Origin of the sequence: Myxococcus sp. AB056 (genome assembly GCF_006547365.1) — a bacterium.
Lineage (GTDB): Bacteria > Myxococcota > Myxococcia > Myxococcales > Myxococcaceae > Myxococcus > Myxococcus virescens.
On record NZ_VHLB01000058.1, the window covers coordinates 1 to 23667 of the forward strand.

Genomic DNA, 23667 nt, shown 5'->3' on the forward strand with positions numbered 1-23667 from the left:
CTGTCGCCCTTGCCCTCAACAGCCGGCCACGCAAGACGCTTGGCTGGAAAACACCTGCCGAGGCTCTCAACCCTTATCTATACTTACTTCAACCAAACGGCGTTGCGACGACCGCTTGAATCCGAGCAGTACACCTCGATTGGCTTCGGGCTTCGGTGCAAGGAAGCCGGCGTGCGCCCATCCATGGGCAGCGTCGGCGACGCGTACGACAACGCGATGTGTGAAAACTTCTTCGCCACGCTCGAGTGCGAACTGCTCGCACGCCGCCGCTTCACGTCTCACGCCGAGGCGCGGATGGCCGTCTTCCGCTTCATCGAGGGCTGGTACAATCCGCTCCGGCGCCACTCCGCGCTCGACTACGAGTCACCCGCTGGTTACGAGAAGAAGCACCGCGCTGCTGCTTGAGGGCGAAAGCGCGGAACGCTCTGCGGAACCGGGGCAACTTCAGGCCACCTCCTCGCTCAATGCCCTCCGCCATGGGCTGAGCGTGCGCAACCTGCTGCTGCCCGGGGAAGATGCCGCCGAGTATGAGCAGCACCTCGACGGCTACTTCTCCAGCTTCGCGCCGACCACCCTTCCCGAGGCGCACGTTGTCGTTCAGGTGGCGGACCTCGCTTGGAAGCTCAAGCGCCTGTCCAGACTGGAGGACGGCCGGGTGCTCGCACTGCTGGAGGAGGCGCTGGAGGGGACTGACGCCTTCGGGCTCGTCACCAGCACACGCCGGGCCCTGGAGGCGCTCTCCGGCCTCGTGGCCGTCGTGGACACCCGACCAACGGTCCCGAAGGAGCCAGAGCTGACGGAGGCTCTCCTGCGCGGCCTGGAGGGCACCCTGGCCCTCCTGCGCGAGGTGCCGGGGCTGCAGAGGCCGTGCTCCGACCGCTGAGCCTCGCGCTTCAGGAAGCCCGCGACACGCGCCAGGAGGGACGCCTGGAGCAGGCCGCCTATGAGCACCTCGGGAACATGGCCAAGGTGGCGCGGGGAGCCCTCGCCGCGAAGCTCGACCAAGAGCAGGCCGCCCTCGGGCTGGTGCGTGAGCGGCTGGCCGCCGAGGTGTTGCTGCTGGAGGACGTGGACCTCAAGAAGCTGGAGCGCCACCGCAAGCTGCTGGAGTCCTCCATGCAGCGCCAGCTCGACCTGCTCGGGCAGGTGCTCGCCAGGGTGTCCAGCACCACGCTCCAGGCGCAGGCCGAGGCCCGGGAACTGCGCGTGAAACTGCGGCTGGTGAGGTGATGCCCCGGGTTCGTTCTGACGCTCTGCCGAGGCTTCGAGCCCCTCGGCCACCTCGCTATTCAGTAGCCCTATCCGAATCCGGGAGAGGCCCCCCACCCCCGGGAGACAGGGGGCCCCTGCCGACAGGTCCAATTTCAAGGGGCCCCTGCATTTTCAAGAGTGCCCGGGTGGTGGGGTGGCCTCGAATTTTTCGGGGCCCACCGGGGCGGAGCCGCCTTCGCTCATGGGTTAGCGATGGCAGCACCCTGTGCTCGCCCTCTCGCTCCTCGCGCACGAGGGGTCGGGCGCCCTGGTGAACTCCTGAAGTTCGGTAGGTAGCGGAAGAACTCCCTGGCCACCGCTTCGACCGCCCTGATGTGTCGCCCAGCGCGGGCCCGTCCATGCGCTGAGGGGTAAGGAACAGGACGCCGGCACCATGTCGGGTTCGCGGGCCCTGTCCGTCCCTCGGCCAGCCTCTGCTGCCAGTGGGGCACATCTCAGCTCGGTGTCCTGCCAGGAGGTGACTGCTCTCCGCCACCTTCGTGTTCCGCTGGCGGCTCCAACTGTGGTGGGGGAACTTGCCCACTCCGCTTCCTGGGGCCGGAGCGCTCCGTTTTCTTCTGAGCCGGGCGCGCTGCATCCTCTTCGGTTTGGTTCCACGGGCGGAGCACCACGTCCTGCTCGTCTCCTTCGCCACCTCCCAGCTTGACGCCGTTGTGCGGGGCCCATAGGTGCTGTGGATCTTCTTCACCACGAAGCACCCGCTCGACCTGCTGGAGCCGGAGTTCCGCCAGCACAAGGATGGCGGTGATGGAGACGGGCGCTTGTAACTCCTGCTCCCGACTGTCCAGCGAGTGCGTGGCCAGTGCATCCGCGATGAAGCGCGCCCCCTCGATGGCGCATCTCACCTCTGCCAACTCGGCGGTGAGGCTAATAGCCTTGGTCATCGTGCGGTTTCCCCCGGGGTGAGTGACGTGGCCGCACCTCGACGATGCGGCCTTCTCCAAGGGCAAGAGGAGTTCCGCTCCATCCGCAGCGGGACTCCTCCCCAGGCACTACTGCCCGTGCCTCACCCATGCCCGAAGATGCTCGGCCAGCGCGAAGACGACGGCCGCCATCATCTTTCGGGTGAGTGTCGAGGCCAGCAGCTTCCTCACAGCGCTCAGCATGGCGTTCACCCCCTTCCCGCCCGACTGATTGCGCCTCGCCCGCACCGTGACAGGTACGGGGATGAAGCCTTCTCCTTGGTCCTTATCCCGCCAGGGAGGGGAGCTTTTCTGGAGCAAGCTGCACCGGGAAGATAGAGGCGCAAGCACCTACGCGACAGGTATGGAAGGCAGACGGCGCCAAGATCGTGATGCTCTGTTCGGCTCTGCCCCCCGCTTGGGGAGAGCCGAGTTGCTTCGCTCCGGGAAGGGCATCCTGGACGACGAGAGCGAGTTCCGCGCACAGGTCTCAGACAGGACGTTCAGCAGAGCCAGAGTGGGCCTGTTTTCCTTCCTTTCAGGCCCGCTAGGTGCACCACGACGGTGCCCGAACAATGATGTTGACTGGGACCACAGTTGCCGAGTCTTGTCCGATGCCGCAGGCAAGAGCAGGATGCGGCGAGAAGCCGCAAAGTCGAGTCGAGTCGAGGCCGGGGCCTATGGGTTATATCGTCATTGATACTTGCGTTTGGCTCGAACTCGCCTCAAAGCCGAACCTGCGCCCGCTGCTGGATGCTCTTCGGGAGTTCGTTGCGCCCCCCCCGCATCAGCTTGTAGTTCCGGCGCCTATCATGACCGAGTTCCATAGGAATCGCGATGGTTGCCGCGACTCTTGGGAGCGCGGCTTTAGGACCCACATCCAGAACTTCAAGTTCATCTACCAAGCGATTCCGGAGACGCGAAATGATCTGGTTCGCGTGCAAGGCATCGCGCAGGAGATGGTTCAAAAAAAACGGCAGGTGATCGAAGATAACTTAGTTACGGTCGACACGATCTTGGCCGCTGCAAAGTCTTGGCACCCCGGTCCTGATGACTACCAAGACGCCTGCACCCGGTGTTTGGAAATGCGGGCGCCGGCTGTTCAGAAAAACCGCAGCAGCGTGGGTGATTGCCTCATCTGGAGAGCAGTGCTGGATTTACTCAAGCAGCACTGCGTTTGGTTCTGCAGCGCTAACACTAGCGACTTCTCGAATCAGAAGAAGAAGGATGAGTTGCACCCTGAGCTTGCGACGGAAGCATCGGGCGGACCGCACACGTTGCGGTACTACTCCGACCCATCCAATTTGGTGGAGGATCTTCGTAAACTGCGCAATGCCCCGCCACCTGCTGTGGCGCTTCCGCGGTACTACGACTATGCACCGTCGACTCCGACTCGATGCCCCAAGTGCAACGCGGACGGCTCTTTCACTTCCGGGGCATACCTCCGTTCACAGTATGGCGGCCTCACTTGGCAGTACGTATGCACGTCATGCAGCTTTCACTTCGACACCGGAGACTTCTGGGACTGACGCGCTTCGCGCGCAGTCCATGTGCCAGCGTGGTGAGCGTTCGGGCAAATCAGAGCCGTCGACTGGTGCGTAGCCTGGCGGGCCTCAAGCATGGCCGTGGGGCCGTCCTGGCTGGTCTCAACCGCCGTCACCTTCCCGGGCTCGTATCGGGCATCATCCTCTCGGTCTCATCCTGCGTGACCATCCGTACGATGGGCTTCTACGAACATCCCTAAGAGCACCGTGCGCCCCTGGTTTGGCGCTGAGGGACCGAGGAGGACTGTCAGGGGCCGGGTAAATGGATCGCGCCCGGGTCGGCCAAGCGGATCGCGACACTTGATCGATCAGGACTGGCCGCTTGCGGCCGGTCGCCATGCACCCGCGTGCGGAGGGAGGGGCAAGGGCGCAGAATCGTTCAGGTTTCGGCGAAGCCGACCCTCGATGCTCCCGAGCACGCGGGCCCCCCGTCTGATCGAGACTGCGATCCAAATGGGTGACCTGGGGATGATCCGATAGGGCGGTCCGTCACACTCGTCGTGGACCCGTCCTCTGAGCTATATCGACGGGCGAAAGCGTGATATCCCCGTGGATTCTAGAGAAGTCGACCGCCGATGCAGCTTAACGATCGCAAAGAGCAGTTCAGCATCGCGTACGTGCACGCCATCGCGTCGGCTGCGGGCGTGATAACGAGTACAATGAGCCACGTGGACCGCTTGAGCGTCGATATCAAGCTTACCGGAATGCCACCGGCGTATCCGCGATGCCCGGAGGTCAACGTACAATTGAAGTGCACGTCGAATTTCGAACTCGATGAGCACGACTTTGGGTTCCCTTTACCGATCAAGAATTACGACGATCTCCGCGATGAGAATCTGTCCGTGCCAAGAATTCTTATCGTGCTGCTTGTTCCGAAGAACGCTCATGAATGGCTCGACATCGACGAAAGCCGTATGCTCGCACGGAATTGCGCGTACTGGCACTCGCTCCGCGGTGAACCCCCGACGACGAATAAGGAAACCGTCACCGTCCGAGTGCCAAGAAAGAACAAGTTCGACACCGCCGCACTGGAAGCCCTGATGTTGAGGGTGAACAATGGGGGTGTGCCATGACACCGGTGATTCCAGACGAGGACCTGCTCGCTAAGATCGACGTCAAGGATGTCCGGTCTTACCTCGGCTTGACTGGGTGGCAGCTTGTCGACGAGCAGCCAGACCGCATCGCGCGATACACCAAGACGCTGGATGACACCGGACGTCAGTATGTAGTCACCGTTCCACTGAAGCGGTCATTCAGCGATTATTCAGCGAGAATCCTCGACCTTGTGGCGACGCTTTCGGACGCTGAACGCCGTTCCGGAGAAGCGATCGCCCTGACGCTGTTGCAAGGCCGGTTCGATTCGCTTCAAGCTCGAATTGAAGACGATGGTAGTCGTGATGGTTCCATCGATCTCGTCGATGGGGCTGCCGCATTTCAGAGCATGAAGGAGTTGCTGCTGTACTCGGCGATCGCAGAAAAGGGTCCCAAGCCGGTCTATTCCTCGCCCAGCTACGAAGAAACAAAGCGGCTCCTCAAGGGCTCTCGTCTTGCTCAGACCCAGCGCGGGAGCTTTGTTTTGTCTGTTGTGACAGAAATCCCATTTCAGGAGCAGGCACTTCCAGGCTTTCCCGATGCACCTGAGCCCCACCCCCGAAGGGTAATGCGACGCCTTGCTACCGCCTTGCAAGCCGCGCATGAGGCAGGCATCGAGGATACGGAAGCGGCTTTCCGTAAGCGCATTGAATTCGGTCTCAGCGCGAACTTGTGCGCTGCAATCGGCCGCTTTGGTAGGAGCAGCAGCCTTCACGGGGTTTCTTTCAAATGGCATTGGTCGTGGACAATCGCGCCGCCAAACCTGCAACAAGAAATCAAATTCAGTCCTCAAATTCTTCGTAATATCCGCGCAGGAGCTGAGTACCTTCGAGAGAACGTACCGATTGATGATTTCCGCGTTGTCGGCGTCGTTGATGTATTGAAGAATCAAGGTAAGGACACGAGCCGTGTAGAGCTTCTTGAGGAGCGCGGGGGGCGAGTTAAGCGCGTGCACATGACCTTGAGTGGCCCCGATAACGAGAAGGCGATTACTGCGTATAAGGAGAAACGCCTTGTCACGTGCGTCGGTCGCCTTGAGAAGCACGGGGGCAAGGTGAGCCTGTTGGCCGTCCGCGATTTCGTCATCCTTCCAAGCGGTCCTCTTGGCAGACCCGAGTAGAGTATCCGACTGGCGGACGCCGTGCCGGACGGCTTGAAGACGGACGGGGGCTGTGCTCGACGGAGGTTACGAGCCGGGACGTGAGCGGACTGAAGGGAAGGGCTCCAGCGACGGAGCTCAGGAGGAATCGGCCGGGCGCAGGCGCTTCCACTCGTGCGGCAGCAGCTTGCCGATGCGTGCGTTGGTGTGCGTCTGCACGCGCAGCAGCACGTCGGCCAAGTCCAAGTATTCCTCGGGTTGACGCCGTTGGCCTCGCAGGTTGCCACCATCGCGTAGCAGCCGGCTAGGTTCTCGCCCGTTGCCGAGGAAACTGAGAGTGCCTCAGTTCATGCCTCTACCTGCCTTGGCTGCTGCGGAACAGTTTGGCGCGGTGGAAGCGTAGATAATTCTGCTGCTCTGGGCTGAATGTCCCCACGTTGGGCGTCTTGGTAGGCTCCACCCCCATCCGCTGCATGATATCTGGGTCAACCTCGCGGGATACCAACAGATCACCATTGTCCTCGAATGAGATGAAGCCCCTATCAAACAGAAAGTCGATGCTGGGGCTCAGCAGTAGGCCGTTGCTACCATCCAACCGTTCCTCGTTGGAACTGCATCGCCAGGGCTTGATGTGGCTAGCGATGAGGAATTTGAGAATACTCACCCCCGTGATGCGGCAGGCCTTCTCCACCCTGGCCACATTCTCCCGGAAGAGTCCCTGGCCACGGCGTGCCTTCGCGAGCGCTTCCCGGTCCGTTTCCGGTATCTCGGCCTGAGTTCGTATGAGCTTCTCTATCTCCTCCTCATGTTGGGTATATGCCTGCTCCACACGCTCAGCATCCGCGGCTGCCCAACTTCTTTTAGCCACCACCGTAGGATTGCCGAGGGTGCGCTTTTGGCCGTCAACCTGGATGGAAATATAGGGCCTAGTATCTAGGCTGAACTTCCACCGGATAAACTCTTTTCGATTCAGGGAGTAGACGTGTCCCAAGTCCGTGATCTCGTAACGTCTCTCGTACCCCAGTAGCGGCACACGCGGTCTGATGTGGACGTCGGGCGGGAACGCCGTAGTTTCCTTATAGGTGTCACGACGGCGTTGGTTGATGCGTTGGAATTTGTTTGGCCGTCGTCCCATCTCCTCACCTTTCATAAGCACAGCGCTGTTTCAGCGGAACCTGTACTTCGTACATTCGGAGCATAAACGAGCCCGGTCCTTGCGGTGATCCACTGCACCTCGGCTGCTCCTAGAAGAGCCGGGGGCGGCACTCAGCGGATGGCGACCGGGCCTGGGCGGGCGCCTTCTCAGCCACACCTCGCCAAGGAACACGCTACCATTGGTCTCCTGCGAACCTCCCTGGAGCACCGTACGCCCTTGGTTTTGTCTCCAGAATGTCTCCAAAACTGGAGGGGACTCCGGGCGACAAGTGGGACTGCCGAGGACTCACCCGTGGACTCGAAGTGCCCGGACTCACTCACGATTCAGCGAAAGGCGTGTGCCGTCGCGGGTTTAGGGCACCCCGTGTCCACGGGTTCAAATCCTGTCTCCCCGACCACGTCATGAAGCGGGCTGGAGATCGCAAGGTCTCCAGCCCGTTTCGTTTTGAGCCGATAGTCCTCGCGGCTCTGGCCGACCGGTTGCGGGCGCGAACCTCGGGTCACCTGGGCTGGACGGGGACGCGAGCCTGGAGTTCCTGGCGCGGGTAGGTGCGGAATTCATCGGCTCATTTGCCGGCAGATGGCACCACTTCGAACTGTGGCCGTTCTTGCTGAGTATCGCCATCCGGGTCCTCAACTCGTCGAAGGCGTCCGTGACTTCGTCTGTCGCGGCGAAGGAGCGCTGCTGCCCGTCGGCGAGGCGGTACCCGCCGGTTTCTTCGGAGAAGAGGGTGATGGCCAGGTACGAATAGGTGGCCTGAACCCAGCCGTCGTCAGCTTGTTGTACACGCCTTGGGCGATGGTCTGGTGAAGCTGTTCGATGTCGGGCGTCACGTCAAGAATCTGGGGTTGGCGATCAAACGGCTCTTCGTGGTCGTGCCGATTGCCCCGTTAATCCGAAGCTTGCTGGCGCGAAGTATAGGATGGATGGGAGCCCTGTTTGTTGGAGTGGGTCATCGGTACAACGAGCCGTGGACGAGATTGCTCTCTCGACGCCTGGAGCCAAGACTTCACTGACTCCCATGACTGACTTTGAAAACCCAGGACGATGGCTCATCGCGCAGGCGGTCCGGATGCTGGTGGCCAACTGGTCGTCACGTGATGAGCGGAGGCGTCCTTGGGGGACCTGGGTTCTGCTGTGGGGGGCTATCGAGAGTGATGAGGAACTTGAACGCCTCAGGATTGCTGTGCCGCTGCTAGGGGCTTGGTTCCTGAGCGACTCCTGTTTCGTTCGTCATGACGTGTGGCGCTATCTGCGCCACCGCTCCATGCAGCATTCTTCCTTGTACTCCCCACTGGCGACAAGGGTCGGAGTGCTTGAAGTCGCTCCGTATCGTCGCGAGCCTGCGGTGTACGCGGCAAGTCACTGCGGACTACGGGATGCGTACGGAGTGCGACTGGAGAGGGATTCATCCGGCCAGGTGACCGAGCATCGCATCTGGATGGCGTGACTTCTCCCGGACTCCATCAGATCGCTGTTAGAACGCCGCCGCGCGGGTCTGGTAATGGAGCTACCCCCGCCAAATCAGGCACGACTCGGATTGGCTCACCCTCTTACGCGACAACATCCCTGACACAGGGGGAAGGTGCTGTGTCCTGGGACGAAGACCAGCGTGCGAGGCCATTGCGGCAGCGTTGAAGCACCGTAAGCGTCGGGCCAACGACGTGCTGAGAGCCCGTGCAGGGGCCCCGACTAGAATGGGGACTTCCGCAGGTCCGTGTTGTCTTCAAGGAGCATCTGGAATCGCTCCAGCTCCTTGGGACGCTGCATGCCCACGCGAAGGTTGAAGTGGGGGCTATCAGGAGGGCGGTACAGTCGTGCTGCGGCCCCCTCCCGCTCGAAGAGTAGGCTGTAGCGGGGATAGGGGAGCCGGGCGAAGCCCATCTTCTCGATGAGACGCGCGAGGTCCTCGGCGCTGGGAGTCGAGTGTCCCTCCCTACGTACATAGCTGGCTTGATGAGGGAGGGTGGGCAGGTGGACGTGCTCCATGGCCCAGAGGAAGAGCAGCTCCCGGAAGCTGATGGCCTCCCGGTGCAGCTTCGTCTTCCATGCGTCCGCACCAAAGGGCATGCGCGCGACCTGACAGTCTCCTTCTTCGGAAGGGGACTCCAGATCGAGCCAGTAATGATGAGGGGCCAGTGGGTCGGGGTCTCCGAAGATGAAGAGAAAACGCCTGGAGGGCAGCTCTCCCTTCGGTACGACCCGATAGAGTTCGGCGACATCGAGGATGGGGTCGAAGGAGCGCACATGGGTCAGGAGCGGCCCTCCACGCGACCCGAAGACCTCGGCGAAGAGACGGTAGACGGCTGGGAGCGGACGACCGAAGACGTCCTCCAATTCATCCACGAGAAAGTCTGGGTAGCCTTCGATTTGATCGCTGGAGCCGGGAGCGTAGCGCCCGAGCAGTGCAAGTAGTTCATCCATGGTTCAGGCGCATTCCTTGCTGTTGTCTCACAGCATTTTGGGGGGGCAGGACCTGGAATTCCTTGCAGGAGGGAACGGATTCTCCTTGGCCGAACGCCTGCTTGAGCTTGCAGGGCTCCGCGTCGCCCTCATCTTGGCGTCTGTACTCCACGCTCACGGTGAAGTTTTCCTGGTTCCGCAGCCCCGCCTCACCGCCGCCTTTACCAGCCGCTCGTACTCCTGCGGCTTGTAGAACTCCAGGTGGTGGGGCCACCTCCAACAGTTCGATGGTGGCGGGCATCTGCTCGATATCTCGCACTCCTATACGAGGATCGGGTGCCTGAGGGCGGAGAACAGTTCCAAGAAGGAGAAGGGCCAAGTGCATGGGTGGCGATTGGCGACCCCGAACCTCGCCAGGGCGCCTGTCCGTCCTTTGCTTCCGCCTTGAGTGGCGGCAGGGGCGGGGGGCCGCTCGCCAGGATGATTTCCAGGCGGTGGGTCTGCGCACGTGCCGGGTACGCGCGCCCAGTGGCATCGTTTCGGTTCCCGTGGCCACGGTGCCACATCCGGATGGCCGCACCCTAGCTTCCGTAGCTGCGCGTTGGCATCGACTGGGGAAGCGTTCCTCGACCGTAGGCACCTGTCGTGCCACCCTTCTGGCCGCTCTCAATCCACCGCCCGTCGAGGTGCTCCCCATGCCGAAAACAATGTCGCTGTCCCAGGTGATGAAGCTGCTTGAGAGCCATGGTGACGAGAAGGTGCGCCAGCGCTACGTGCGCGACGGGGTGGTCGACAATGTCTTTGGTGTGCTGCTCGGCAAAATCCGTGGCCTGGCAGCGACGTTGGGGACGAACCACGGGCTCGGACTGGAGCTGTGGGGGACCGGCAATCACGATGCGCGCATCCTCGCGTGCATGCTCCTCGACCCCGCGGCGCTCACTGAGAAGGAGGCACGCGGGCTCCTCGAGCCACTCTCGAACCCGAACCTGGTCGACGAACTCGTCGGTCGCGTGCTCGTGCATGCGCCCGTCGCCCCGAGGCTTCAGGAGAAGTGGATGGACGGCAGCAAGGAACTCCCTCGCCGCGCCGGATGGAAGCTTCTTGCCGGGCGCATTGCGCGAGGCCTCGAGAAGGAACTCGACGTAGGCGCGACGCTCGAGCGCATCGAGCGTGAGCTTCCGGATGCACCGTACCGGGTGAAGGAGGGCATCAACTTCTGCCTGGTCTGGATCGGCCTCCACCTGCCCGCGTACACCTCGGAGGCCATCGCCATCGGCGAGCGCCTCGGTCGCTGGGACCCGCGACCGATTCCGAAGGGATGCACTTCGAGCTACGCACCGGAGTGGATCGCCGCGGCGCTCGCGCTGCGGAAAGGTGAGAAGACCGAAGCCCGAAAAGCGATGGATGCGGCCGCAAAGGCGAAGGCACCGCGCGGCGAAGGGAAGCCGGCAGTCGCGAAGGCGAAGGTCGCTTCGGCCAGGAAGAAGAGCACCGCGAAGAAGCCCTCCGCCAGAACGCGGGCGCGCTGACGTCCCTGGCCGCCTTGCTTGAGGAGGGCGGCAGAGAGTTGTGGGGCGTGGCTGCGCCAGGCTCGGCACCACGCCTGCTTCACCCGGAGCGCGGCGATTGGGATTACGCCCGCTCGGCGAAGAGGTCGACATGGGCGGTGAGCGCCTCACTGCCCTCGGCGCCCCCAGTGCTCGCGAAGGTGAGCCCGGTAGCCAGCACGCTCACGCCCTCGCGGCTCTTCCGCCCGTGCGATGCGCAGTCACAGCAGGGCCTGCACGGTGAGCGGGGCCTTGGCGAACTCCACGAAGCCCAGCTCCACCTGGCCGCGCACGGTGCCCTCCTCGTTGAGCCACAACCAGAAGCGGCTCTGCTTCACCTAGAGGCTGAAGCGCTCCGGGTCCGGCTTGTGAGTGCCCGCCGCTACTACGGCCACAGGGGGCTGCTGGGGGAAGGACTCCACCGTGGCAGCACTTCCTCTGCACGACGGGGCAGCGGCACACGGGAGCGCGTCGCGGCGACCGTGCGATGGACGCGCTATCGTCGCGCCAATGATGAGCTCTCTCGACTTCACTTCCTGGCGTGGCCTCGCGGCGACGCTGGCCAGCCTCGTGCTGGTGTCGCTGGTCATCGTCAGCATCCGCCTGCTGGTGATGCAGACCGTGCAGCGCCGGCGCGAACGCGAGAACCGTCAGATCAACGAGCGGCTGAAGACGCTGATCTCCGCATACAAGACACTCGGCGGCTCATTCACCGGTGAGCTCGTCGTGGACCCGACCCATCTGCGCGACATGCGCCGTCGGCTCGCGGCTGGCGAGCCACTCGAACAGGAGCCCGACCAGGGCCTCGTGCTTGCGTCGTCGCTCGACCACCCGGCGCTCGAACGCCGTCGGCGCACGCGCGACGCGGTCGAGGCCGCGCTGTCGGATGTGATGCTGCTCGGCACCGAGGAGCAGGTGCGGCTCGCCGCGGAGGCTGCCGCGGACATGGTCGCCGGGCGCAAGGTCGGCACCGCGCGGCTGGTCGTATCGCTGCGCGATTTCATCCGCCGGGCGCTCGACCTCGAGCCCATCCCCCACGGACTCGCGATTCCCGACCAGGGCCCAGTGCGTCCCAGCGGCGGAGGAGGGGGCAAGGGCGGCGACAAGGGTGGCGGAAGAGGGGGCGGCGGCGGAGGTTCCGGCGCTGGAGGCGTCGGAATGGGCGGGGCCGGCGTCCATGCGGACACCGACGACACTGAAGACGGCCAGCGCGTTTGAACCCGGAACCGAGTTCCATTTCTATCCGTAAGGCGTTTCTTCGTGCCGTTGGAACGGATAGGCGAGCTGACCCAGGTAGGTCTCTGGAGGCTGGAACTTCGTCGTTCCATACCGCGACGGCCAGTGCTCGGGCAGATGCGCGGTGCCGAAAATCGTATCAATGAAGGACAGGAAGACAGCGAAGTTCTTGTCGATGCCTTCCTCGTCGGACGTGTGGTGCCAGTGGTGGAATTCGGGCGTCGCGAACACCCAACGGAGATAGGGCCAGCGGTGGCTCACGTTGGCGTGGATGTAGACGGCGTGGAAGGACACGAAAACGAGGTAGCCGTAGATGGCGGCCGGGCTGAATCCCAGCAGGAACACCGGTATGAACCCAGCGAACCGGTTGACGAGCACGTCCACCAGGTGAGAGCGCGAGCTGGCCAGCCAGTCCATCTGCTGACTGGAGTGGTGGATGGCGTGGAACTTCCACATCCACGGCACTTGGTGGAAGGCGCGGTGCACCCAGTAACTCACCAGGTCCACCACCAGGAGGATTTCGAAGAATTGCAGCCACACGGGCTGCGCGGCCACATGGGCCTGGAAGTCCATGCGCACCGCCCAGGAGAAGAAGACCTGCACCGGAATCATCACCGAGAAGGAGATGAGCTGTACGCCCACGTGGCTGACAAAGAAGTGCTTGAGGTCTGTCTGCCAGCCCTCGCGGAAGATGCGCTGCGGGTGGAGCCCCCACAGCCGCTCCATGGGGATGAACAGGAGCCCCAACACGAGGAGCTCCAGCGCGAAATAGTCCAGGCCCGCGCTCAGCGCCCGCGGCTGGTGGGTGAGTGGCTCCGCCTGGCTGCCGCCCAGCAGCATGGCCACCAGCGCGAGCAGCATGGCGATGCCGCCATGCGCCTTGGAGCGCAAGGTGAGCACGCTGAATGCGCCCAGCGCGAAGGTGGCGACGATGGCGGCCTGGAGGATGCCCCGGAACACGCCCAGGTGCTCCACGTAGAAGGCCCGGCCGTCGTTGGACACCAGCAAGTGGGGAAACAGAAAACAGAATTCGACGCAGACGCACAGCACGCCCAGCAGGCCGCCGGTGACACCAGCGCGCTTGCCCAGGTTGATGCGCAGGGCAGGAGTCAAGGGGAGGTCCAAGAGGAGTCTTCCTGAGAGAGATTGCCTTGGGGCAAGCCTATTCCACTTCCCGTCCGAGGCCAGCATCGGCCTCGTTGGCTCCGGCGGTCGCGTGTACCTTCCACCCGAGGCCAGGCCCCATCACCTGCGACGCACCACTCCATCCAGACAGGAACGAATGTTCCAGGACATGGCTGAATGTCACGTGCCGCGCGCCACATCGCGTTGCTGATTCCAGGCGCCTGCAGTTAAAGCCCGCTACGTTCGCCGAGCGCATCGACATCGGGGCGGGGCCCGGCTCTGGCGACAGGGAGCGCACATGCGAGTCGCGGTAGTAGGGTGGACGAGTCTGTGGTGCATCGCGCTGTTCGCCTGTGGTGGTTCCTCCGGAAGCGCGAACAGCGCGGAGCGGAGCGAGGACACGGCCGTCCTCGCGGATACCCGGACCTTGACGTGCGCCAGTCTCCAGGTCGAAAGCGGCTCCATCGGCTCGGGGCAGACCGTCCAGGGGCTGCACACGCAGACGTTGTCGGGCACGCAGGACCGCTGGGCGGAGTACGTCGAGTTCTTCCCCGGCACCTCCGCCACGTGCACGTACTCGCTTCCCGCGGACGTGGTCGCCGCCGACGTCGTCGCCGCCGAGGTGGGCATCAACTATCGAGGGCCCCTCAAGTCACAGATGCGCTGGCTGTTCGAAGCGTGGGACTACACGGCGGGCGCGTGGGTGCTGGTGGGCGACAACACCTTCGCGCAGTCCTGGAGGTGGACCGCCACGTCGCTCGCGCTGACGTCTCCCCAGCGCTTCGTCAGTGGAGGCCCGGTGAAGCTGCGCTACCGCACGACGTCCACGGCGGATGCGTCGCTGCTGGACCTGCTCGTGGTGCGCATCCAGGTCGCCGCCTCGGACGCGGGAACGCCCAGCGACGCCGGGACTCCCACGGACGCGGGCACCCCTGGCGACGCGGGCACCTCCTCCGACGCGGGAACGGGGACCGACGCCGGCACGCCCGTGTCGTGGGAGGGCGTCCACAGCTTCACCTACCAGCTCACGAACTATCCCCAGGGGAAGCTCGACACCATCGCCGACTCGAAGTTCGACCTCGCCATCGTCGAGCTGTCGCGTGACGGCTCCGATGGCTGGTTCACCGCTGCCGAAATCAGCGCGCTCAAGGCCAAGGGCAAGCAGGTGCTCGCGTACTTCGAGATTGGCGCCATCGAGGAGTATCGCCCCGAGTGGCCCCATGTTCCCGACGACCTGAAGCTCGGCCCCGTGGCCGGCTGGCCTGACGAGCAGTACGTGAAGTACTGGGACGAGCGCTGGTGGCCCATCGTCCAGGGCCGCATCGACCAGGCGCTCGCCGCGGGCTTCACCGGGTGCTACCTGGACATGGTGGTGACGTATGAGGAGATTCCCGCGAACTCCGCGGGCACCAACCGCGCCGACCTCGCGCGGAAGATGGTGGCCCTCATTGCGCGCATCAACCAGTACGCCAAGGCACGCAACCCGGCCTTCAAGGTGATGCCCCAGAACTCCCCCGAGCTGGTGGATGACCCCGCCTACCTGCCCGCCATCGACGGACTGGGCATGGAGGACATGTACTGGTCCGACGACAACGCCTGCGACGAGGGCTGGTGCGAGGAGAACCGGGCGAACGCCGCCCGGGTCCGAGCGGCCGGTAAGCTGGTGCTCTCCACCGACTACGCCATTCAGGCCGCGCACGTCGCGGACGCCTATACCCGCTCACGCGCGGCGGGCTTCGTCCCCTACGTCTCCGTGCGCGCGCTGGACCGAATGACGGTGAACGCGGGGTGGGATCCGCAGTAGCGGCTCTGGCCGTCCGGCGCTCCGCCACGGGTGGAAGGGGCGCCGGTGGCGGCTGCGGTGAGCGTCAAGGTAGATGCCGCGTGAAGGAGGCATCTGATGCGCCGGAACTCCTGCACTGCAAGGGGGGCGGATTGGATTGGGGCCGAGGCGGACGGGGCCCGCCGGTGTCCGGTCCCGCGTGTCGCGGCTCTACCGCTCGGGGGGCGGGAGCGGCACTGGTATCGCGCGCGGTGTCGTCGCGCTGGGCATGATGCCACTGAGGTCGTGTATGGCACGCCTGCTTCGGCCTTGTCGGTAGTGCGCCTGCCCTCCCTGGTTGCCGCTGCCTGGCAGACGAAATGGGTGGGACCACCGTGCCCTTGATTAGAACAGGGACTTTCCCAGGTCCGTGTTGTCCTCGAGGAACATTTGGAAACGCTTCAGTTCCTCGGGGCGCTGCATGCCAATGGGCCCGGAGCGGCCCTTCACGCGACCCGAAGACCTCGGCGAAGTGACGGTAGTCGGCTGTGAGCGGGCGACCGAAGACGTCCTCCAATTCGTCCACGAGAAAGCCCAGGTAGCCTTCGATTTGACCGCTGTGGCCGGGAGCGTAGCGCCCGAGCAATGCAAGGAGTTCGTCCATGGTTCAGGCGCATTCCTTGCCGTGGTCACACAGCATTTCGGGGGGCCGGACCTGGCATTCCTTGCAGGAGGGATGGAATCCCTGTCCGAGGATGATAGGCATTGTGCGCACCTGCTGGTGCAGGCGGTGATGGTTTCCAGAGGCCGCATGGCCTCCAGGCATCAAGGCGCGCACGCGTTGGTACCCAGGCCGGAGGCTGTCTGAAGTTGACATTTGGGTGCTGGAATTTGTGCGATTGATTGCAATTCATGTTTTGCGGCTTTGAGGCTGGTTTGTCTTCGTCGTAGGGTGGTGGGCGTGGACGGGACGCGTTCACATGGCAACGCCCTCCTCAGGCGTTTCAATTTCTGAGGAAGAAAGAACAACAATGAAGAAGCTACTCCTGGGGTTCATGCTGGCCGTGGTTCCTGCCGTGGGCTGTGGTGTGGGCGCGGAGGATGCGCCGACGGACACCGTGGAGACGGTGACGACCGAGTCCGGTGAGAGCATCAACCTCGACTACAGCCCCCTGACCTCGGAAGAGGAGCCGCTGGCGTCGATGGGTGACGCGGACGGTGAGGTCTCCGCAATGGGCCCGAACTGTTGGGTCACGCTCCTGTACTGCAAGGACCCTCGCTACAACGACTGGGCGACCTGTAAGCAGAATGGCAAGTGCACAACCAAGCAGTTCGTCGACAACTGCCTCGCGCTCTACAAGAAGACCTGCTAGGCCTTTTTGGAGCCGCGAGCGCGGTGTGAAGAGCCCGGCACCCGCGAAGGGTTGCCGGGCTTTTCCTGTTCGAGGGGCAGGGTGGTGCAGAGGGCTGAAAGCGCCGCTGGAGAGGGCGCCTGGCGCGACGGCGCATGCCCTGACCCTCTGTCTCTTGACCATTATTACCATCCAGTAATAACAACCCCTCCATGGACGCGGATGAAGGGCTCGTGGCCCTTGGGTTCACGGAGGTGGAGGCGCGGGTGTACTGCGAGCTGCTCAAGGGTGCGCCCGCCACCGGATACCGGCTCGCGCAGGCACTGGGGAAGGCGCCTCCGAGCATCTACCAGGCGCTCGCCTCGCTCGAGCACAAGGGGGCGGTGCTCGTCGAGGAGGGCGAGCCCCGCTCCTTCCGGCCCGTTCCTCCGGACGAAGTGCTCACGGCGCTCCAGCGTGGCTTCGACACGCGCAGGCGCGAGGCCGCGGACGCGCTGCGCAAGCTCCACGCCCCGGTGCAAGACGACCGCATCTACCACCTCAAGAGCCACGCACAGGTGATGGAGCGCGCGCGGGCGATGATTGCCGGCGCCACCGAGCGACTCCTCTTCGACCTCTTCCCGCCGCCCCTCGCGGCCCTCACCCCGGCGCTCACGGAGGCGAGCGCCAGACGCGTGTCCATCGTGGGGCTTGTCTATGACGAACCCCCCAAGGCTCCCTTCGCCTGCGTGCGCTCGTCCAGCGCGGAATTCGTTCGGGAGCGCTGGCCGGGCGCGCAACTCACGCTCGTGGTGGATGCCCGCGAGTTCCTGGTGGCGTTGCTCACGCCGGACGGCACCGGCGTCAAGCAGGCCATCTGGAGTGACAGCGTCTATCTCTCCTGTCTGCAACACAGTGGACTGGCCGCGGAGATCCAGTTGAGCGCTCCTCCATCCGCGCGCACGCGGCTGGCGCGGTCCTTCTCCCTCATCAACTCGAGCCCTCCGGGGCTGCGCCAGCTCGTCGGGCGACAGCCCCGTTCCTCTTCCAAGCGCGGAGACACCCCATGAGAGCCCTCTTCGCGGTTCTGCTGACCCTGCCCCTCCTGGTTGGCCCCTCTGAAGCCGGGGCAGAGGCGCTGCAGCCGCTCCTCACGCGCCACCTCGCGTGGCGTGGCGGGGACGCCTTCACGCGGTTGGAGAGCATCCACGCGAAAGGGAAGTCCGAGACAGGCGGACTCCAGGGCCGGATGGAGTCCTGGAGCCACCGGGACGGGAGGGCACGCCGGGATGAGGACTACGGAGTGATGCGTCAGTCGATGACCATCACCCCAGATGGTGGCTGGAAGCTGAACGCCAGCGGACAGGTCGAAGATGCGTCGTCCACTGACGCGCGCGATGTACGGCACCAGGTGGCGCTCGATTTCGGGGCGGCGCTGCGGGGGAGCGCCGGCGCGACGCTCGCGCTGCAACCCGACGCGCAGCGCGACGGCCGCTCCTGGAAGGTGGTGCGCGTCACCTTTGGCGATGAAGACCTCTACGACTTGTTCCTCAATGAGGCCGACGGAGCCCTCCACGGCCTGCGCATCCGCGAGAACAACGTCACCCGCTTCGTGCGACTGGGAGACTGGCGTAAGGTCCAGGGCGTGCGAATGCCCTTTTTGGAGGAGGTGTTCACCGACAACCCGGACTCCGACTCACGAACGGTGGTGGAGGCGCTGGAGCTGAACGTACCCATTCCGTCCGCGGTCTTCGAACGCCCCCAGGACGTCCGCAAGGCGATCTTCGCGAAAGGTCACCACAGCACCGGCTTCATCCCCTTCGAGTTCTTCGACGAGAACCGCGTCTACATTCCAGCGCGGGTGAATGGTCATGCGACGCAGGTGCTTCTGGACAGCGGCGCCGAGATGACGGTGGTCGACACGGCCTATGCGCGTGAACTGGGGCTGAAGACGCAGGGGCAGCTCGCGGCGGTCGGCAGCGGAGGACATGCACAGGCTCAGCTCGCGGGCGGCGTGGACATCACCTTGGGCAACCTGCGACTGACGGGGCTGACGGTCGCCGTCATCGACCTGTCCGAGGTCGCACGCTTGATAGGCCACCCGCTGCCTGTCGTCCTGGGCAAGGAGTCCTTCAATCAGCTCGTCGTGGACGTGGACTTCCCCAACCGGCGTGTCGCCTTCCATGAGGCGTCCCGCTTCAAGGCTCCGCCGCGAGCGGTTCGGCTCCCGCTGGTCGAATCCGCGGGCGGGCAGCGTGCCGTCCAGATCTCCATCGAGGGCCGTCCCCCCATTCCGGTGCTCTTCGACGTGGGCAATGGCGGAGCACTCTCGCTCTTCCCCGCCTACTGGCAGCAAGCCGGGCTGCTCACGGGAAGGCGCAGCTCCAGGACGCTGTCCGGAGCCGTGGGCGGACTCCGGGAGCGCGATGTGGCGACGCTGAAGGACATTCAACTGGCGGGCATCACCCTGAAGGACGTGCCCACGGTGTTCGACGACGCGGGCAAGAGTATCTCCGCCTCGGACCGGCTCCTCGGCAACCTGGGGCTCGCAGTCCTCGGCCGCTTCCGGATGATAACTGACTATGCGACGGACACGCTGATGCTGGTCCCCGATGCCCGCGCGCTGCGGCAGCCCTTCCGCAAGGACCGGTCCGGCCTGATTGCCCTCCCGGCGGAGGGGCGGCTCGTGGTGAAGCTGGTGGCCCCTGGGAGCCCCGCCGCCGGCTCGGGCTGGAAGGTGGGGGACGAAATCACTGCCATTGATGGCAAGCCCATTGGCCCCGATTACGCGGGCACGGAACTCGCGCGTTGGCGATATCGCGCAGCAGGTCAGACGGTGGTGCTCACTTTGAAAGACGGCAGCAAGCGCCGGCTCACCCTACGCGACTACTACTGAGCCGCGGTCGAGCACGTCACTGCGCCTGGGAGCCGGCCCGCCCAGGATGGACCCTGGTTCTACTGGTACTGACCGACCCGGCTGAGCAGGTGTCTGACACGGCCCTTGAGCTGTGCGCCAGTCCGGTGGAGTGGCCTGACAGCCCCCCGCTGGGCACACGCCGAAGGCGGCTCATCCATCCATCCATTCAAGGGAGCAGCGCGACTGCTTGTGGAACAACACCCCGCCAGCTTCGCTGACCCCTGAGTCGCGGTCAGCGAAGCGGACTCCCGTGGCTTACTGCTCGGTGATGATCTCCACGTACTCGTCAGCAGAGATGGAGTTCCTCCACTTGGAAGAGAACCCCAGCGCGTGCTGCGGGTTCACCACGCGGGGCGCGGCCGTCTTCGCCACGTCCAGGCGGGTGATTTCGTTCTGGAACAGGTCCAGGACGAGGCCGAACTGCTTCGCGGTGAGGAAGGCCCGCTTCATCACTTTCTCCACCATGTCCTCTCGCGTCAGCTCGTTGTGAGTGCTCCTGAGGGACTGCATGAAGCCGTGGAAGGTCTCCGCGTCCATCGCGAAATGGCCGTTGCGCTGCATGGTGCAGCCCGGGTCCTGGTTCGTCCCACAGTCACGGAACGCGGGCTCGGAGTGGTGCCGCACATGTCGGACGGGCGTCTCGCGCGGCGCGACTTCCTCGCGATGCTCACGGCGCTCTCGGCGCTCATGTCGCCCCGACGGCGGCGGAGTTCCGGTTCCCGACACGTTCACCTCCATGCGAGTGCCGCCGCCACGAATCTCCATGTTGACGCCCGCTGCGTTGCCATCCGGGGACATGCCCTCCACGGAAATGCTGGTCGACGGCATGCCAATGTCATCGGCATGGATGTTCATCTCGACGTCCTGGGCGAAGGCGGAGGAAGCGGCGAACATGGATGAGGCAATCACTGCGCGAGCAATCGAGTTCATCGAGCTTTTTCTTTCTATTTGAGAAGCCGGTGGGCCGCGTTGGGGCGCGGGGAGTCATTCACCGACTGGCCCACCTGGACGCACCTCAGGGTGGATTATTCACGGCTCACTTGTCGACTAAAAAGCCTCGCTCGCTCGTGATGTCGTGCCCGGCGTAGGGCGCCCCGAGCCATGCGTCCCGGACCGCGATTTTTTCCGACGATTCAATGCAACGGTGTCGCCCGGCCTGTCTCATCCATTCGAGAGGAGGCATTTGAGGTGTCCGGTCGCTGCGTCTGCGCCGCTATCTTGGATAGGCACAGTCACCACATCGGCTCGCTGCGCGCGACGATTTCAGCCACGAGCGCGTCCTCGGTCGTCGCGTTTGAGTGAAGCGCAAGCGCTGGCGTGAACCACAGGCATCCTCGCCCATTCATGAGCTCAGTCACTGCGCGCGGCACGGCTCGGAGGTATGAAGGAAGGCGCTCGTCGTGTAGATACTCGAAGGGAACGAGTTCTATCGGATCCTCGCAGACGGACTCCCAATTCCCTGCCGGGTCTTTGAACGCGAACGTCATGGTACAGATGATTCCTCCACCCAGCCCGGCCTCGGGCTCGGAGACGTAAACCGCCACTTTCGCGTTATCGACGAGCGGAACCGGAAGGTCCTTGAACGAATGCCTGCAACTGCTCAGGAGCTTGTCCATCCACCCGGGTTACTACATCCTCGGTAGGAACTGGCGAGAAGCGTGGGGCGGCGAGGCATCTGGGCGGGACGGAGTGGCTGTATCGCCCCCGCTGGACACACGCCGGCCCAGGTGGCCCATCCAGTCTGGCCAATGCGGCCACCTCGCGAACGCCCCTCTCTTCCGCCGGGCGGTGTTCGTTTGGGTCGCAAGGAAGTGGTTGTCTGCAAGAGAGACAGCGCGAGAAGGCTTTCTCGCCAACTCCAACCACGTTGACTCCACCGTGAGGTGCTGACGCCACCGGCAACCTGCCAGTGCCTGCTCGGCGCTAGCGGATTGCCAGGACACAGGGGTCGCCGCTCGTGTCCATTCCCGGGCGCTGGCGTCTCCGGGACATGCGTCGTCGCGGTGCGCACCGGTACTCACGTTTCCTCGACATGGTCCCTCTGCGTCCTATCTGCTTACGGCGAGAGGGAACGCCCTCAATTGACGGGCGCGTGCTGCTGGAGGAACCGCCCCACCTGCGCCCGGGCGAGCTGACGGCCGAAGCCGCCATCCCAGATGTCGAAGCCGTGCTCCGCGTAGGGCAGCGTGAAGAGGGCATGGGAAACGCCAGCCTGGGCCAGTCGAGCGGCCATCGCTTGCGAGGCGTCGAGCGGCACGACGCTGTCGGCCCCACCATGGAGCAGGAGTGTGGGAGGGGAACGTGGCCCGACGTGGTTGATGGGGGAGAGCAACTCGTACAGCTCGCGGTGGCCTTCCAGCGGCACACCCGTGAAGCCCACGAGCGGTGCAGGGGCGCTCGCGGCGTAGGCCACCAGGTCGCTGGGCGCGTAGAAGCTGATGATGGCCGCCACCGACGTGTCCCCGGGGGCGCAGGAGGACGGAAGGCGAGCATCTCCCTCGGTGTACCCCGCGAGGGTCGCGAGGTGCCCGCCTGCGGACTCTCCGAAGAGGACGAGCCGGTCCGGGTCGATACCGTAGGTGGCTGCGTGGTCCTTGACCCAGCGGATGCCACACTTGACGTCCCCTGGGGCCTTCAGGCCAGTGGCAGGAGGAAAGAGCCGGTAGTCGAAGGAGATGAGCGCATATCCCCGCGCGGTGAGGAAGTCGGCCCAGGCGCGGGCATAGCCGCGCTCTCCGCCACGCCAGCCGCCCCCGTGAAAGTAGAGCACCCCGGGGCGAGCCCTGGAGGCGGAGGCATCGGGAAGGAAGACGTCGGCGTGCAGCTCGTGTCCCTCGACCACGGCGAAACGAACGGTGTGGCTCGGGAGGGGGCGGGCTCCGACGAGGGGACGGAAATACTCTCGGAGGCGGAGTGGAATGTCAGCCGCCCTGGCCATCTGCCACGCGGAGGCTGCGGGCCACACCGCGAGGATGCCGACGAGCAGTGCGCATGCCGCCGTCCCCCAGCGCAGCCATCTCCATACGTCCACGTGGGAAATCCAGACGGCCACCAGCGCGGTGAGGAGCGTCGGCAACAGCATCACCAGGCTGTATTCCCGCACGATGCCCTTGAGCAGGTGGACGAGCGTGGGCACTCCCGCGGGAGCGAAGAAGACGGCCGCGAGCAGCACGCAGCCTACGATGTGCAGTATCGCCAGGAGGGTCGGCATGGACGGGAGAGGGCAGGGCGGTGACGTCATCCGGCAAGAGGGGCAGACCGTCACATTCCAAGGGACATGCCCCCGCTGCAACGCGAAACGCGCACGGATGACGTCGGCGCACCGGCTCAGTCGAGGCCCGGCGACGACACGAGCGCTTCGAGCTGATCCATCGTTACGCGCAAGCCGTGCTCCATGCCGGACGCGAGGACGGCCTCCCGCACTTCCTTGGACGGATACAGTTCGCGGGAGACCATGTGTGTCTTGCCGTCGCGCTCGTCGAAGGTGACGGTGATGGTGACCGAACCCGCGTCCGCCATCGGTTCGAAGACCTGCGTGTATACGAGCCGCGAGGGCGGAGTGATTTCAGCGTACTGGCCGGAGAAGGCCACCTCACTGCCGTCCGGATTGCGCAGCACGTAGCGGTAGCCGCCGCCAACGCGCACGTCCGCCTCGCAGCTCACCATGGTGACGCAGTGGGTCTTCGGCGCCCACCAGCGCTTCACCAGGTCCGCGCGAGTCCACGCGTCGAACACGATGCGCGCGGGCGCATTGAACTTGCGAGAAATGACGATGGTGCGGTCCGACTCCAACTCCACTGACGTAAGGCTCATCACTTCATCCCTTCTTCTTTCGAGCATGTCGCTGCGCTGCTTCCATGTCCTGCGTCTTGAGTTCTTCGATGAGCGAGTCGAGCTGTCCCAGCCGCTCGTCCCAGATGTCGCGGTAGCGCTCCAACCACGCGTTCAGCTCGCGCAGTGGCTCGGGCCGCAGGCCGTAGAGACGCTGCTGGGCGCGCGCCTCCACGTCCACCAGCCGGGCCTCCTTCAGCACGCGCAGGTGCTTCGACACTTGCGGCTGGTTCAGGTTCAGCGCTTCTCCGATGGCTCCCACCGAGCGCGCGCCCCCCAGCAGGTATTCCACGATGCGAAAGCGGTTCGGGTCGGCGAGCGCCGTGAAGGTCTCAATCACGAGGATATATATTCCTCGCGGGGTATATTCCAGTCAAGGAATATTGCGCGGACAGGCCGAGTCGAGCGTTCGAACCGCGGGCCATGAGCTCCGGAGGAGCGGCCGCGTAC

General features: G+C 64.4%; 19 protein-coding genes and 2 pseudogenes. 12 read left to right on the plus strand and 9 right to left on the minus strand.

Translation table 11 applies throughout. The features are described 5' to 3' along the window. The 6 genes and pseudogenes from FMP39_RS23625 to FMP39_RS23650 form a co-directional block, all read left to right on the plus strand. A pseudogene (locus FMP39_RS23625) lies at positions 1-405 on the plus strand (integrase core domain-containing protein); the annotation flags it as partial. 82 nt (positions 406-487) lie between these two features. Then, complete coding sequence (locus tag FMP39_RS23630; protein WP_141592497.1) at positions 488-883, plus strand: hypothetical protein; 396 nt, start codon at positions 488-490, stop codon at positions 881-883. Continuing rightward, the gene (locus FMP39_RS23635) at positions 868-1230 is read left to right on the plus strand and encodes a hypothetical protein (RefSeq protein WP_141592498.1); all 363 of its coding nucleotides are present in this window, start codon (positions 868-870) and stop codon (positions 1228-1230) included. Before FMP39_RS23630 ends, FMP39_RS23635 begins: the two co-directional genes overlap by 16 nt. Before the next feature lie 1624 nt (positions 1231-2854). Continuing rightward, positions 2855-3703, plus strand: coding sequence for a PIN domain-containing protein (locus FMP39_RS23640; RefSeq protein WP_141592499.1), 849 nt, complete (start codon positions 2855-2857; stop codon positions 3701-3703). 590 nt (positions 3704-4293) lie between these two features. Beyond that, positions 4294-4791, plus strand: a complete 498-nt coding sequence (locus tag FMP39_RS23645; RefSeq protein WP_141592500.1) for a DUF4365 domain-containing protein — start codon at positions 4294-4296, stop codon at positions 4789-4791. Further along, the gene (locus FMP39_RS23650; protein ID WP_141592501.1) at positions 4788-5930 is read left to right on the plus strand and encodes a hypothetical protein; all 1143 of its coding nucleotides are present in this window, start codon (positions 4788-4790) and stop codon (positions 5928-5930) included. Before FMP39_RS23645 ends, FMP39_RS23650 begins: the two co-directional genes overlap by 4 nt. A gap of 117 nt (positions 5931-6047) precedes the next feature. Here the strand turns inward: FMP39_RS23650 and FMP39_RS38140 are convergent. From FMP39_RS38140 to FMP39_RS38145, 3 genes and pseudogenes are all read right to left on the minus strand, one after another. Then, positions 6048-6238 (minus strand): annotated as a pseudogene (locus FMP39_RS38140) (transposase domain-containing protein); the annotation flags it as partial. Between the two features lie 26 nt (positions 6239-6264). Further along, entirely contained in the window at positions 6265-6900 is a 636-nt protein-coding gene (locus tag FMP39_RS23655; protein ID WP_194858537.1) for an HNH endonuclease, read from the minus strand. 1857 nt (positions 6901-8757) lie between these two features. After that, positions 8758-9489 (minus strand): hypothetical protein, encoded by a 732-nt coding sequence (locus tag FMP39_RS38145; RefSeq protein ID WP_228558272.1) that lies wholly within the window; start codon positions 9487-9489, stop codon positions 8758-8760. Between the two features lie 674 nt (positions 9490-10163). Here FMP39_RS38145 and FMP39_RS23670 point away from each other — a divergent pair. Then, the gene (locus tag FMP39_RS23670; RefSeq protein WP_228558273.1) at positions 10164-10997 is read left to right on the plus strand and encodes a DNA alkylation repair protein; all 834 of its coding nucleotides are present in this window, start codon (positions 10164-10166) and stop codon (positions 10995-10997) included. A gap of 528 nt (positions 10998-11525) precedes the next feature. Then, the gene (locus FMP39_RS23675; protein ID WP_228558274.1) at positions 11526-12233 is read left to right on the plus strand and encodes a hypothetical protein; all 708 of its coding nucleotides are present in this window, start codon (positions 11526-11528) and stop codon (positions 12231-12233) included. Positions 12234-12254: 21 nt separating this feature from the next. Here the strand turns inward: FMP39_RS23675 and FMP39_RS23680 are convergent, their stop codons facing one another. Next, on the minus strand, positions 12255-13376 hold the full coding sequence (locus FMP39_RS23680; RefSeq protein ID WP_228558275.1) for a sterol desaturase family protein: 1122 nt from the start codon (positions 13374-13376) through the stop codon (positions 12255-12257). A 298-nt stretch (positions 13377-13674) separates the two neighbouring features. Between FMP39_RS23680 and FMP39_RS23685 the strand changes: the two genes are divergently transcribed. From FMP39_RS23685 to FMP39_RS23705, 4 genes are all read left to right on the plus strand, one after another. Continuing rightward, positions 13675-15180, plus strand: coding sequence for an endo alpha-1,4 polygalactosaminidase (locus FMP39_RS23685; protein ID WP_141592507.1), 1506 nt, complete (start codon positions 13675-13677; stop codon positions 15178-15180). Positions 15181-16169: 989 nt separating this feature from the next. Next, entirely contained in the window at positions 16170-16511 is a 342-nt protein-coding gene (locus FMP39_RS23695) for a hypothetical protein (RefSeq protein ID WP_141592509.1), read from the plus strand. Between the two features lie 191 nt (positions 16512-16702). Then, a complete protein-coding gene (locus FMP39_RS23700; protein ID WP_141592510.1) occupies positions 16703-17539 on the plus strand; it encodes a TrmB family transcriptional regulator in 837 nt (278 codons plus the stop codon). Then, complete coding sequence (locus FMP39_RS23705) at positions 17536-19365, plus strand: aspartyl protease family protein (protein WP_141592511.1); 1830 nt, start codon at positions 17536-17538, stop codon at positions 19363-19365. Before FMP39_RS23700 ends, FMP39_RS23705 begins: the two co-directional genes overlap by 4 nt. 276 nt (positions 19366-19641) lie before the next feature. Here the strand turns inward: FMP39_RS23705 and FMP39_RS23710 are convergent, their stop codons facing one another. From FMP39_RS23710 to FMP39_RS23730, 5 genes are all read right to left on the minus strand, one after another. Further along, positions 19642-20280: a DUF4476 domain-containing protein gene (locus FMP39_RS23710; RefSeq protein WP_141592533.1), complete on the minus strand. Its 639-nt coding sequence runs from the start codon at positions 20278-20280 to the stop codon at positions 19642-19644. A gap of 338 nt (positions 20281-20618) precedes the next feature. After that, on the minus strand, positions 20619-21002 hold the full coding sequence (locus FMP39_RS23715) for a hypothetical protein (protein WP_141592512.1): 384 nt from the start codon (positions 21000-21002) through the stop codon (positions 20619-20621). A gap of 461 nt (positions 21003-21463) precedes the next feature. Continuing rightward, complete coding sequence (locus FMP39_RS23720; RefSeq protein WP_228558276.1) at positions 21464-22597, minus strand: alpha/beta hydrolase; 1134 nt, start codon at positions 22595-22597, stop codon at positions 21464-21466. Positions 22598-22713: 116 nt separating this feature from the next. Beyond that, entirely contained in the window at positions 22714-23199 is a 486-nt protein-coding gene (locus FMP39_RS23725) for an SRPBCC family protein (RefSeq protein WP_228558277.1), read from the minus strand. 4 nt (positions 23200-23203) lie between these two features. Further along, on the minus strand, positions 23204-23557 hold the full coding sequence (locus FMP39_RS23730; RefSeq protein ID WP_011556213.1) for a helix-turn-helix transcriptional regulator: 354 nt from the start codon (positions 23555-23557) through the stop codon (positions 23204-23206). Positions 23558-23667: the final 110 nt, after the last annotated feature.

Bases quoted from the DNA above. Each gene is read 5' to 3' on its own strand.
- FMP39_RS23640 (WP_141592499.1), top strand. From the start codon at position 2,855: ATGGGTTATATCGTCATTGATACTTGCGTTTGGCTCGAACTCGCCTCA.
- FMP39_RS23645 (WP_141592500.1), top strand. From the start codon at position 4,294: ATGCAGCTTAACGATCGCAAAGAGCAGTTCAGCATCGCGTACGTGCAC.
- FMP39_RS23650 (WP_141592501.1), top strand. From the start codon at position 4,788: ATGACACCGGTGATTCCAGACGAGGACCTGCTCGCTAAGATCGACGTC.
- FMP39_RS38145 (WP_228558272.1), bottom strand. From the start codon at position 9,489: ATGGATGAACTACTTGCACTGCTCGGGCGCTACGCTCCCGGCTCCAGC.
- FMP39_RS23670 (WP_228558273.1), top strand. From the start codon at position 10,164: ATGCCGAAAACAATGTCGCTGTCCCAGGTGATGAAGCTGCTTGAGAGC.
- FMP39_RS23675 (WP_228558274.1), top strand. From the start codon at position 11,526: ATGATGAGCTCTCTCGACTTCACTTCCTGGCGTGGCCTCGCGGCGACG.
- FMP39_RS23685 (WP_141592507.1), top strand. From the start codon at position 13,675: ATGCGAGTCGCGGTAGTAGGGTGGACGAGTCTGTGGTGCATCGCGCTG.
- FMP39_RS23695 (WP_141592509.1), top strand. From the start codon at position 16,170: ATGAAGAAGCTACTCCTGGGGTTCATGCTGGCCGTGGTTCCTGCCGTG.
- FMP39_RS23700 (WP_141592510.1), top strand. From the start codon at position 16,703: ATGGACGCGGATGAAGGGCTCGTGGCCCTTGGGTTCACGGAGGTGGAG.
- FMP39_RS23705 (WP_141592511.1), top strand. From the start codon at position 17,536: ATGAGAGCCCTCTTCGCGGTTCTGCTGACCCTGCCCCTCCTGGTTGGC.
- FMP39_RS23710 (WP_141592533.1), bottom strand. From the start codon at position 20,280: ATGTTCGCCGCTTCCTCCGCCTTCGCCCAGGACGTCGAGATGAACATC.
- FMP39_RS23715 (WP_141592512.1), bottom strand. From the start codon at position 21,002: ATGGACAAGCTCCTGAGCAGTTGCAGGCATTCGTTCAAGGACCTTCCG.
- FMP39_RS23720 (WP_228558276.1), bottom strand. From the start codon at position 22,597: ATGCCGACCCTCCTGGCGATACTGCACATCGTAGGCTGCGTGCTGCTC.
- FMP39_RS23725 (WP_228558277.1), bottom strand. From the start codon at position 23,199: ATGAGCCTTACGTCAGTGGAGTTGGAGTCGGACCGCACCATCGTCATT.